This window comes from Microbulbifer maximicatervae (SeqCode) (assembly GCF_052467225.1).
The window spans coordinates 1,412,057-1,424,178 of the sequence record NZ_CP174303.1; the positions used below are offsets into that span (position 1 = coordinate 1,412,057).

At 48.1% G+C, this 12,122-nt stretch carries 11 protein-coding genes; 3 read left to right on the forward strand and 8 right to left on the reverse strand.

The annotated features are described in order from the left end of the window. Window positions 1-46: 46 nt before the first annotated feature. Together ACJJIZ_RS06105 and ACJJIZ_RS06110 are read left to right on the forward strand one after the other, a co-directional pair. On the forward strand, window positions 47-1,231 hold the full coding sequence (locus tag ACJJIZ_RS06105; RefSeq protein WP_444915545.1) for a serine hydrolase domain-containing protein: 1,185 nt from the start codon (window positions 47-49) through the stop codon (window positions 1,229-1,231). A gap of 283 nt (window positions 1,232-1,514) precedes the next feature. Further along, window positions 1,515-2,270, forward strand: a complete 756-nt coding sequence (locus ACJJIZ_RS06110; RefSeq protein WP_444915546.1) for a hypothetical protein — start codon at window positions 1,515-1,517, stop codon at window positions 2,268-2,270. A gap of 23 nt (window positions 2,271-2,293) precedes the next feature. On the opposite strand, the gene csrA is transcribed toward ACJJIZ_RS06110, so the two are convergent. Next, window positions 2,294-2,482 (reverse strand): carbon storage regulator CsrA, encoded by a 189-nt coding sequence (gene csrA, locus ACJJIZ_RS06115; RefSeq protein WP_444915547.1) that lies wholly within the window; start codon window positions 2,480-2,482, stop codon window positions 2,294-2,296. Window positions 2,483-3,132: 650 nt separating this feature from the next. Between csrA and ACJJIZ_RS06120 the strand changes: the two genes are divergently transcribed. After that, on the forward strand, window positions 3,133-3,597 hold the full coding sequence (locus ACJJIZ_RS06120) for a hypothetical protein (protein WP_444915548.1): 465 nt from the start codon (window positions 3,133-3,135) through the stop codon (window positions 3,595-3,597). Window positions 3,598-3,666: 69 nt separating this feature from the next. On the opposite strand, the gene ACJJIZ_RS06125 is transcribed toward ACJJIZ_RS06120, so the two are convergent. From ACJJIZ_RS06125 to hsdR, 7 genes are all read right to left on the reverse strand, one after another. Further along, entirely contained in the window at window positions 3,667-3,987 is a 321-nt protein-coding gene (locus ACJJIZ_RS06125; RefSeq protein WP_444915549.1) for a hypothetical protein, read from the reverse strand. Between the two features lie 181 nt (window positions 3,988-4,168). Then, a complete protein-coding gene (locus ACJJIZ_RS06130; protein WP_444915550.1) occupies window positions 4,169-4,462 on the reverse strand; it encodes a hypothetical protein in 294 nt (97 codons plus the stop codon). Between the two features lie 18 nt (window positions 4,463-4,480). Beyond that, complete coding sequence (locus ACJJIZ_RS06135) at window positions 4,481-5,470, reverse strand: restriction endonuclease (RefSeq protein WP_444915551.1); 990 nt, start codon at window positions 5,468-5,470, stop codon at window positions 4,481-4,483. 96 nt (window positions 5,471-5,566) lie between these two features. Next, window positions 5,567-6,271 carry a DUF4145 domain-containing protein gene (locus ACJJIZ_RS06140; protein ID WP_444915552.1) on the reverse strand — a complete coding sequence of 235 codons (705 nt, stop codon included), beginning with the start codon at window positions 6,269-6,271 and terminating at the stop codon, window positions 5,567-5,569. Between the two features lies 1 nt (window position 6,272). Next, entirely contained in the window at window positions 6,273-8,039 is a 1,767-nt protein-coding gene (locus tag ACJJIZ_RS06145; protein WP_444915553.1) for a restriction endonuclease subunit S, read from the reverse strand. Window positions 8,040-8,044: 5 nt separating this feature from the next. Next, window positions 8,045-9,532 carry an N-6 DNA methylase gene (locus tag ACJJIZ_RS06150; RefSeq protein WP_444915554.1) on the reverse strand — a complete coding sequence of 496 codons (1,488 nt, stop codon included), beginning with the start codon at window positions 9,530-9,532 and terminating at the stop codon, window positions 8,045-8,047. Between the two features lie 82 nt (window positions 9,533-9,614). Next, the gene (gene hsdR / locus ACJJIZ_RS06155; protein WP_444915555.1) at window positions 9,615-12,053 is read right to left on the reverse strand and encodes an EcoAI/FtnUII family type I restriction enzme subunit R; all 2,439 of its coding nucleotides are present in this window, start codon (window positions 12,051-12,053) and stop codon (window positions 9,615-9,617) included. Window positions 12,054-12,122 lie beyond the last annotated feature (69 nt).

The window sequence follows — 12,122 nt, forward strand, 5'->3', positions numbered from 1 at the left end:
TCGATCCATATTAATAAACCGTTAAAAATTAAATATAGGATATAAAATGCTTATCAAGAAGCTAATCACAATCGGGCTAACGTACGGGATATTTACTACTGTAAGCGCAGGAGACCTACAGGCACCAGAAGTCAATATGGCCGACTATAGTAGCGACCTCACAGGCCTGGAGAGATCAATACCAAAGCTTAAAACAGCATTTATAGATACAGCCCCAGCGGATAGAAAAGACGGTATTCCTGTTGGGGAGATAGATGTAATCAAGGAGAGTTTGCAACAGCTGGCACTAGAAATAGCAGACAACCAACATACACCCTACGACAGCTTGCTAATTGCTCAAAACAACAAACTGGTTTTTGAATCCTACTATTCCCTTGGTCGTGTTAATTTTCCGCACCCACAAGCCTCTGCCAGCAAGGCCTATACAGCCCTGGCGATTGGGCGGGCGATACAGTTGGGCTATTTAACCATGGAAGACTTAGACAAGCCTGTCACTTCCCTCCTGAAAGGGCTGGATAGGACGAAGCTTGTTAAAGGCGCAGACCTTGTGACATTGAACCATGCCATGAGTATGCAATCTGGAATTCGTATTGATGAAAAAAAACGGGATGCCTTACTGGAAAATCCAGAGCATTTGACAGGAAAAAAGCTGGCCCAAATCTATTTAAGCCATAGCAAACCGATAACCTCAGAATCGCAAACCTACTTATACCAAGGCTCAGACCCAATGATTGCAATGTTGGTGCTGGATGCTGTTGTTACCGGTTCCGCGAGCGACTTTATTAAAGAAGAGCTACTGGAGAAGATGGGAATCGACAACTATCACTGGAAGGAAGCCGTCAGCGGCGTGCCCCAGGCAGGGTCAAGAGCCATGATGACATCGCGCAGTATGGTTAAGTGGGGCACCTTGGTACTCAATAAAGGCAGATGGAATGGCGATCAGTTAATCCCTGAAGCGTTTATTGCTAAGGCCACCGGAAAAGTAGCTGTTCCCACAGATGATGAGTTCGATTATACCAACTTCTCCTACGGCTACTTCTTCTGGCGAACGCCCCTGAAGGTTGGCGATAAGAAATATATCGCGAAGTTTGGATGGGGCGGTGGTGGCCAGTATGTGATGGCTATTGAAGACCTTAATTTAGTGATTGCCGTCACGGGCCACAGAGATGATGACAAAACTCTGGGCTTGATAGAGCAACGTATTTTGCCGGCTTTTGCTTTATCAATTTAACCTCAAGCGGATTAAGAAAATGACTTACCGAGGATAGTCGCAAAAGCAGTTGTGGGCTCACTGCCTGGTATTTATAGCCACCTTCTTGAGGTGGCTATATTTCATGGGTAGATTGATCGATGATCCTACCCACCAACAACGGACACACCACTAAGCGACTGCTTGCTGGTAGATAGGTACTTCTTAGATTGCCAAGTTAAGTTTCTAGAATCCTCAATTACGGCCTTGTAATATTGCTAACCACTGCCTTTAAAGCCACATTCTAGTTTTACTGGGTTAACTTATGAAGTCACTGTCTCCAGAGTTACAGGCCGCTATTGAGAATGCCTACGATACCTTCGCTCGGTACCCACGTTCCGCACATGTCAGTGGTTGTCCATGCTGTATCTCAGAGGAAGACCATAAAGCGCTAAATAGTGCACCTCTGGGCGAACTTACCAGCAGCGATCTTGAGAGATATACCAATAAAGCTATGACCACCTGGGGTGGAGTCGAAGATTTCAAGCATTTCCTACCCAGGATTCTTGAGCTTATTGCCACTGATACGCCATTAACGGGTTATAGCGAGATAATTGCTGGCAAACTTGTATATGCAGACTGGAATATGTGGCTAGAGCCTGAGCGAAGGGCCGTGACTCTATTTTTAAACGCATGGTGGCAATCGGAACGCTGGGATGCTCGTAATGTAGAAACCTGCTTGGCCACACTTGATTGTGCAGGATGCGATATTTCCAAGCAACTGAGGGAGTGGTGGGAAGATGATTCCCCAGATTCCCGGCAATGCATCATCGAATTTTTAGCAAGCCAGGTAGATGTACTGACCCAGGGGAAGTCACCCTCACCCTTTTGGAGCGAAGAGGGCACCAAGACTTTGAAAACATGGTTTCACAAAGTTGTACAGGTGCCCGTATTACTTTCGCTCGCCTTGGAGCATCCCACCGACTCTGAGTATGAATTATATGCAATAGCATCCATGCGTCTCGGGAGCAGCGTTGCTGATACTTGGTTTGAAGAATACCAAGCCCGCTATCTTATTTAGAAATGATGAGAAGTATCCGTTGCTCAACCATTTCCATCGTCCACTTCCTGTTTCTTTCGGATACGCCTATAAACTTCCTCACGGTGAACCGGTAAGGATTTGGGAGCGATTATACCTACCCGCACCTGATTACCTTTAACTTCTAATATTGTGATTGAGACGTTTTCCCCAATCCTGAGGTTCTCGCCAGTACGGCGGTTTAAAATCAACATATTGGTTTCCTAATGAGACGCAAAGCATTGGCAAACCTCCCGCAAGGGGAAGGCCAGGAAAGTAAGAACGGTTACAGGTATTAGGAGGGGCGCGAGAGCGGTAGGCGTAAAAGAAGAAAAGGCGGGCGCTAGACTCCCAGTGCTTGGGGAATCGCCTCAGGCTACTGAATGTGCAACCTTTTATTGAAGACGAGTGGGTTTCTAGCGTACCATTCATGGAGCCACTTTGATAATTATGCTATCAATTTGGTTAGCTGGCCCCGGGTGTTGCCGCACCTTGGGTCAGCGCCTTTTACTGTCTCTTACGTCACGCTACCGTTCTCCTTTGAGAGTGGGTCTTTTAGAAAATTCTCGGTGTTCTTTTTTAGCTTGGGCGATTGGCTTGTAGAAGCCGGTTTGATCACTGCCCATAATCTTGATAAATATCTATCGATTCTACGCAGCTTTGACGCTGAAGAAAACTGAATAAAATCTAATAAGATTATTTGTGCGCCTATATTTTATTGGTTGTCTGGTTCTATATCTCACAGGTGATTGGTATATTGGTCTGTAGATTTTTTCTAGTTGATGTGATTTGTATTTTTAACTTGCTAGAATTTCTTGCGTCTTTGATGAGGTGGGGCGGTTTTATCAAAAGAGCTGAAAGGTGGATGATGAAAAGTGGAATTTTAATATTGCTGCTAGCCTCTTTTTCTATGATTGCGCAGGCAGGAATTCCTGACGTATTAAAAGCGGATAAAGCAGATTTTATGTATTCTCTACCGGAAACATTTGGTGATACGAAACTGTCTTTCCATGTGTCCAGCAACCAGCTTGCAGGTTTGACTGTTGCTTACAAGGACCATAATGTGCGTGCCCAAAAAGAATTACTTAAGGGTATATCTTCGCCTTCATGGGACTCTCTTACTGTGGCTTATGAAGATGTAGACGGTGATGAGGTTATTCAACACTTTTCCTTCTGTTTTTATGAAGAGTCAAAGTTAGGCACTGGTAAGCAGCCGAGATTTATTGTCTATTATGTCTATGAAGAAAAAATAGATAGAAGAATTATTGATGATTTTAGTTCACTGATGGCGGGAAACTGTTGGCCAGTTTTATTGAGCCGCCGAGAATAATAGCGCTAGAGAAACGGATAGATGAAAGGCCGGTAATAGCTGGCATTGGACTCGATGGTGAAAACAACTTTAAGTGCTGTTAGTCTTATTGGATTCTTCAACCCATTGTTGGTTAAAGCCTGCTCTTTTGGTATAGCCGATGAAAATATTCATTAGCTTTTCCATGCAATCCTCAAGGTCGACATCAATATCTGGTTGTCCATCGTTTTGATAATCTTTAGCTGCCTGATCTGCCATTTGCCAGAAAAACTGAATCAGTAGTTTAGTTTCTTCAGCTGAAGTGATATCTCTCTTGCCAAGTAGAATGTCTTCGGCCAGTTGGTTTTTTAGCTTGTGGGAGTAGTGAATTGCTATATCTTTGATGGCAAGTTCATGTTCGTTAAATTTCATCACTATGTGTAAGCCTCGATATATATTCTACTTTTTAAAGAGTTTTCGAGGTGTAGAGGAAGTTGAGAATTTTCGCTAGGCATTATGTCAGAAGGCTTAGGTAGGGTGATGTTAGTATTTTCAGAGACCATAAAAGTTTTAAAAGCAGCTTTTCATTATTATATGGTTCTAATGTTGAAGTTTAGGCATTATCAATTTCATCATCCCACTGCTGCTCATAACCCTTTTCGAAAAGGTATCCGCCAAAGCTGTTGTACAGCTTTTCTAGCCAAGATTCAGAGCTGGCCTCGCAAGGTAGCTCTGGCTCTTGTGCGGATTTCTCAACCATGGCCCAGAAGAACTTACTGAGATGAGTGGCTTCTTCTGAAGTGGTTACATATCCACGTTCTAAAATATCCATTGCCACTGAATCTTGCAGTAATTCAGCAAAAAACAGGGCAACGGTTTTCTCTTCTGGATAGCGATATTCGATCACGGTACTAGCCCGCCTGTCTTAATCCACCGGCCAGTAAATACGCACCAGAGGCATTAGTGCCCTGCCTTCCAAATCGAAGCTCTCATAGTGGCTGACGATTAAATCGGCCAGGTCATCTAGGTCCACCAGGGTGAGGGGGAAGGTGGAGCGGTCGGCTTCGTAGCGGGCTTCGCGGGTGAAACCGCCGGTGCTGACAAAAAGACCGGAATCCCCTTCCCGCAGGGCGCCGATAAAGCCGCGTATGGCGGGGGCACCCATGGAGCCATCGCGATGTTTCACTTCCGCTTTAATGCGCGGCTGGGTAAGTCCCAGGCCATCCGGAGAGGCGATCACATCCACACCGCGATCCGGGCCCTTGGGGGATACCTTGGCCTTAAAGCCCATCGCGCGCAGTATTGCCGCAACCAACTCTTCCATTTCCTCAGGCAGCAGTGCGGCGATCTTGTCTTTGATTAGTTCATGGCTCTGGGCCACGGTTTCGTCTTTGAGCTGTGTGCTATCAGTTTCTGCGGCTTCGTCTTCCTGGGGCGTTACCGTACGGCCTTCAAATATGGTTAGGAAGGCATCAATGGTTTCCTGGCTTAGGGAGAAGAGGGTGAGAGTAGAGCCGAGGGAGTTCTTTGCTTTCTGGGGCAGCTGGTCGCGGCTGACTTTACCGAGCCACTCCACCTTACGCAGGTTGGCGTAGTCACCGATAATATCCGGCTGGTAGAGGTATTCTCCTTTATCGACTCCCAGAAGGTAGTTACGGGTCTCCGGGTTGTAGCTCACAATATAGTCGCCAGCGGTAATCTGATCGCGGAACTTCAGGATCATGGCTAGGGCGTTGGCGGTAGCTGCAGGCTTGTCATTGCCGTAAATCTTGATGTATTCGTCCCGCAAGCGATCGGTGCTTGAGTACTGGCTAAGGTCTCCCAGCTGTGACCAACCCACTGCGGCAAAGCCTTTCTCGAAGTCTTCACTGTAAATACCACCGCGCCCGGCGCGGATCATCCATGCGTTGGACATACTTCGAATTCCTTATTTTCTAATTATTTAAACAGCTTTTGCGTGCAGTGCAGGGCTTAAGAGTTAGCAGTTAACAGCTTAAAACCCTATAGCGGTTTAACCTTCTATACCGGCAGGGCTAGTTGCCTTCAGCGCAGGTTTTTGATTTTGCATATTTTCTTTCTTTGCCCAGTCACGCTTGAGTAACTTGTCATAGGTCATACTGATATCCAGGGCAAGTGCTCTACCGGGGAGTGATTGTTCGTATCTTCCTGCGTGAATTTTATTGCGGGCATCTCTCACTTCATCAATTTGCTTCTTTTCTTCCTTGTCGATCAGGCCGTCTTTGTGGGCTGTATTAATCATTTTGATAAATTTTCGCTCTTTGTATTGATGATAGAGCAACCCCTCCAGTACTCCGCCAACCATAAGCACATAAGATAACCAGGATTGGCTGTTAAATGCGTTATCGGCTTCTTCAGCAAATTGGCCGAGGCGTAGCTGTAGGGCACTATTATTAATATGAGGAAATAAGAGCCGATAATCTCTGATGCCATTGTGGTAAACGGTTAACCAGCCGGTGTGTTCACCTAAATAAAACTGATGGTGCAGCGTCAATATTAGAGTGTTACCTTCCAGTACATATTGTGGTCGAAAGATCTGTCCATCAAGAGATAGGTCAGTATCCAGTGTCAATTGGCTGTGATGTACGGCGTAGGCAGGTAATAGGGGTAAGTGAAATTTTGCACTCTGTTGAGAAAATTGAGGATCGCCTACTGACTCATATTTGGGTGCAGTTAACCGGAATGTTGTGACTTCCATGTTAGCTTAATGCCCCTATCAAAATTGTATCGGCCATCAATAGTTGTTTGGACTGGGCTTTGTTTAGGGTGGACTTAAGCTGATCGCAGAGAATCATGAGCTCATCGACCTTCTTAACGATCTTAAGTTGTTCTGCAATGGGGGGTAGTGCTATAGGAAATCTGTTTACTGCTTTCAATCCTAGATTTTTTATTGTACTTCCTGTCGCATTTATAAGTGCATACTCTTTGAAGTATGGAGACTCTATGATTCGTTTAAAAAAAGGCTTAGAAAGTTTGTGGCCTAAGTTAAAATAGCATGCACTTTTACCAAGTACGATTGGTTCGCCGTCATAGAATGCAACTTTGCCAAGCGAGCCGTTTATTGAAACGAGTATAGTTCTTTCATTTAACGGCTTCTTGTATTTTTTGTATTCCTCTTTGTTCACTCGTTTCGTTTCAGGTTTTATTTTTATTGCACCACTATTTAAGTTGTTACCATTAATGAAAAAATAACTTCCTGTCTCGTCATAGCAGGGGGTTCCATGTAATCCATCACCTAGTAAGGTTATTACCTGTTGTAAGCGAGTCCACGACCAACCATTTGGTAATGTAAATGAGATTTCTTCATCGCCAATCTCCGGCAAGAGCTTTTGCTTCTTAATCTTTTTCTCTTTAACAAGCTGTGCCTTCTCCGCGGCAATCCGCTCTAGTAACACACTTGCCGGTTCATCGTTGGGATCTTGGGGTACCAGTTTGCCCATGACGGCCAGTTGCAGGATGGTTTGCTTGAGTTGTTCTACGGCGTAGTCGGTGGTGATTAGGGTGTCGAAATGTTCGCTCAGGCGGGCCCAGTTTTGCTTGAGTTCTTCGGCGTCTTGGGCGCTGGTTAGAGTTGCCAGCAGGGTATCCACCAGCTGTTGATGGGCGCCCAGGCTGGCTTCGGTTTGCTGTTCCAGTTGGTCGCAGAGGGCCATGAGTTGGTCGACTTTAGTCGTAATTTTCACCTGCTCAGTTATTGGTGGGACAGGAATTATTAGTGGATTGAGCTTGTCTAGTGAAATATTTGCGAGGTTGGTAGTTTGACTCGCACTATCAATCAGTTTGTTTTTTATACTCGGAGAACGAAGTACTGACATAAGATAAAAAGGTTCAATAACATGAGACCTGATTACACTCAAAAAACCACCAAAAGAGCACCTCTCCACGGGAATTGATGGTACATAGGAGACCTTGCCAACTAACTCTCTGCTATTTGCCATAGACATCAAGATATCTTTTGGCCTAACAATCTGCTCTTCCCGTTTAACAAAACCCTTATCTACATATAGTAAGTCATCCCATTCTGTTGAATCTTGAACATTAGCAGTTCTCAAACATGCGATACGTCCTACGTCGGGTTCACTTTTTTTCTCGCTAGCTGGAAATGTTATTCCTCTAATAATTGATACGTTATTTCCTAACCGAGCAAATTCCCAGCCATTTGGCAATTTAAATGGCTGATCCTTATCTGTGATTATGGGGAGCTGCTTTGTTTTTTTAAGTTTTTTTTCTTTTATCAGCTGCTCTTTCGCAGCAGCAATCCGCTCCAGCAACACACTAGCCGGCTCATCATTCGGATCTTGCGGCACCAACTTACCGCGCACCGCCAGCTCCAGAATCAGCTCGCGCAGTTTCTTAATGCCATATAGCTCTCTTTTGCTATTGCTGCCACGGCCCTGGGTTTTCTTGGCTTTAACCGCAGAGGTCCAGAGTTCCAGATTCTCAGTAATTAATTTTTCTGCACTCATTGCTGTTAACCCTCGCTCTTGCCAGTAAGGGCTTCGGATAAGATGCCTTTCAGCTGGTCGCGCAACTTTTGTATCTCTACTTGCTGCTTACTGTACTGGTCCAGCAGGGCATCGGGGTCGTGGCTGACTTCCTCTTCCTGGTGGGGGTTTTTGATATCCAGGTTGTAATTGCGCTCGATAATCTCGTCGATGCTCACTTGCCAGGCGCGTTCGTTGGCTTGGCGATTTTTGCGCTTAAGCTTGGTTTTCTGGCGTTTGCCTTCGCCCCACCAATCGACACACTCATCGAAATGGGCGAGCTGCATGGGTTTGGTTTTATTAAAGGCTTTTACCCCTTCGGGCAGGGGTACTTCGTAGTACCAAATATCTTTGGTGGGTGTGCTTTTCTCAAAAAACAGAATATTGGTCTTGATACTGGTGTAGGGGGCAAATACCGATTTGGGCAGGCGCACAATGGTGTGCAGGTTGCACTCTTCCAGCAGCATTTTTTTGATTTTGGTTTTTACACCTTCGCCGAACAGGGTGCCGTCTGGCAGTACTACGGCGGCACGGCCCTTGTTTTTCAATACCTCGACAATCAGCTGCAAAAATAGGTCGGCGGTTTCACGGGTCTGCATTTCGGCGGGGAAGTTTTTCTCGATACCGTCCTCCTCGGTACCGCCGAAGGGTGGGTTGGAGACCACCACATCGATATCTTCATCCCAGCTGGACAGGGGCTTGCTGAGGGTATTGCCATGCTTGATTTGCACTGGCACTTCTATGCCGTGCAGCAGCATATTGGTGGTACACAGCAGGTGCGGTAGCTGCTTTTTCTCTACGCCGCGGATTTGCTCCTGTAGCGTCAGCTGGTCTTCGGCGGTTTTTACGTAGTTGCTCTCTACGTGGTCGACAGAGCAGGCGAGGAAGCCGCCGGTGCCGCAGGCGGGATCGAAGATGGTTTCCCCCAGTTGTGGGTCGGTCATCTGCACAATAAAGCGGGTTACGGCGCGGGGGGTGTAGAACTCCCCGGCGTTACCGGCGCTCTGCAAGTCTTTCAGGATCTGCTCGTAGATATCGCCAAACAGGTGGCGTTCGCTGGAGTCGGTAAAGTCGATTTCGTTGAGCTTGTTGATCACCTGGCGCAGCAGGGTGCCGTTCTTCATATAGTTGAAGGCGTCATTGAACGCCTCCTTGACGACAAAGCCCCGGGGATTGCTGCTGATCGGCGCCGATAGGCCCTTGAGCTTGGGGAACAACTGTTCGTTGACGAACTCCAGCAGTTCATCGCCGGTAATCCCCTGGCTGTCGGCGGCCCAGTTGCGCCACAGGTATTTTTTGGGGATAGGGGCCCGGTAGTCTTCCTCCTGTTCAAACTTTAGTTGCACTTCCTGGGCATCAAAGATTTTCAGGAACAGCAGCCAGGACATCTGCCCGAGGCGCTGGGCGTCACCATCGACGCCGGCGTCTTTGCGCATGATATCTTGGATAGATTTGATGACAGAACTGACGGACATAGTACTTCTCAATCGTAAATGGCTGCGCTCGATGGCTGAGCGCAGCTGGGGTATTTGGGTGTTTGCTGGTCGGCCTTAGTGGCTAGGCGCTGAGGTCGTCGTCGCAGTAGAGCTGGTCTTCCAGCTCGTGCAGCGCCTGGTGGTATTCGCTTTTGCCGCCGAACTCTTTTTGGACAATGGTCATAGGATTGCCCAGGGGTTTAATCTGCGGCACCTTGAGTTCGGCAAAGCCCGATTGCTCCAGCTGTTTGATACCGGCATCGGCATATTGCTCGATCAACATATCGAGCACTTTTTGCGCAACGTCTGAGTATTTACTGAAGTAGTTGCGCTTCTTGACGTTCTCGGCCCGTTCGCGCCGGGTCAATGGCGGCTGATCGTATACGATGTGGCAGATAAGGTCGAACGGGTCCATATCTCGGCCCACTTCTTCCTCCAGTACTTCCCAGATCACGCCTTCTGTGGCGAGTTGGTCAATCACAGCTTGTTTCCGCTCGCTGTCTTTCCACTTGCGGGTGAAGTCGTCCAGGGAGGCAAAGCATTTGCTGACGGCTTTGCGGGTGTAGTCCTTAAAGGATTCGGTAACCAGTTTGCCGTCGGTATCGTAGTACTGCACGCGCTCAGCCATCTTTTTCACGGCGACGCCGTTGACCCGGTACTTGATAAAGGGCTCGTCCTCCTCCTGCAAATTCGGGTATTGGATGGCGTTACTGGAGGCATGGCCGGCTGCTGTGTTTTCTTCGCACTCCGTATTGGATTCGTCCGCTTGTGGCTGGTCTTCGATTTGGTTGAGTTCGTTATCGAAGGCGGGATTGTCTGGGTCGATAATCTCCGCTGGGTTAGCGGCTAAGACTTTTTCCGGGATGCCGTCGAAACGCTCGTCCGCAAACAGCTCGGTGGCTTTCTTGAAATCGAGGATGGTAAACCAGAGCTTGTTGAATTTTTCATCAATACGGGTCCCGCGCCCGATAATTTGTTTGAACTTGGTCATGGACTGGATGTTTTGATCCAGCACCACCAGCTTACAGGTTTTGGCATCCACGCCGGTGGTCATGAGTTCGGAGGTGGTGGCGATTACCGGATAGGCTTTTTTGGGGTTAATAAAGTTATCCAGCTGAGCCTTGCCGATCGCGTCATCGCCGGTGATTTTCATCACGTACTTCTCGTTCTTGGCGACCTGATCTTTGTTCAGGTTTACCAGGGCGCGGCGCATGCGCTCGGCGTGATCGATGTCGTTGCAGAAGACAATGGTCTTGGCCATGGGGTCGGTGCGCTTTAAATAGGCGGTGATCGTCTCTGCCACCAGTTGGGTGCGCTCTTCGATCACCATCACGCGGTCGAAGTCTTTTTGGTTGTAGATGCGGTCTTTAATCACTTCGCCATTCTGGTCCAGCTGGCCCTTGGTGGGGCGCCAGCCTTGCAGGTCTACATCCAGGTCTACTCGCACCACTTTGTAGGGGGCGAGGAAGCCGTCTTCAATGCCCTCTTTGAGGGAGTAGGTGTAGATGGGGGCATTGAAGTAATCGATATTCGAGACTTCGTCAGTTTCTTTAGGCGTGGCGGTTAAGCCGATTTGGGTGGCGGAGCTGAAGTATTCCAGGATCTCGCGCCAGGCGCTGTCCTCGGCGGCGCTACCACGGTGGCATTCGTCGATCACGATAAGATCGAAGAAGTCGGGGTCTACTTGTTTGTAGGCTTTCTGGTGCTCCTCTGGCCCGGTGAGGGCTTGGTAGAGGGCTAGGTGGATTTCATAGGCCGGGTCGACAGTGCGGCCGCTGACTTTGGTCATGGCCGTGTCGAATGGCTGGAAGTCGTTGGTACGGGTCTGATCTACCAGAATATTGCGATCGGCCAGAAATAAGATGCGCTTTTTCTTCTTCGCCTTCCACAGCCGCCAGATAATCTGGAACGCGGTATAGGTTTTGCCGGTACCGGTGGCCATCACCAACAGTATGCGATCTTGCCCAGCTGCAATAGCTTCTACGGTTTTGTTGATGGCCTGCAACTGGTAGTAGCGCGGCGTTTTGCCGCTGCCGTCATCGTAGTAATCCTGGGTAATAACCGGCAGTTGCTCTTCGGTGTAGCCCTTCCAGTCGCGGTACTTCTGCCATAGGGTCTCGGGGCCGGGGAAGTCTTGCAGGGGGATTTGCCGCTCAAGTGGGCCGCCATTGTCTAGCGCGGTCTTATCGTGAAATACAAAGCCATCGCCGTTACTGGCAAATACAAAGGGCACATCCAGTAATCTGGCGTAGTCGAGGGCCTGTTGCATGCCCTTGCCGATACCGTGCTTATTGGCTTTGGCCTCAATTACGGCCAGCGGTATACCGGGTTTGAGGTAGAGGACGATATCGGCGGATTTAACGGTTTTACGCGCACCGACTTGCCCGCGCACAATCACCTTGCCATCCCGCAGCTTGACCTCTTGGCGCAGCTGGTTGTGCCGGTCCCAGCCGGCTTGCTCAATGGCGGGGAGGATACATTTAGTGATGATATCCGCTTCAGAAAACTGCTTCTTGTCCATGTGATGCAGGCCTACAGCTGGGCCATGGGGGCCCATTACAATTTTTGAATGATTATTACGACTAAATCT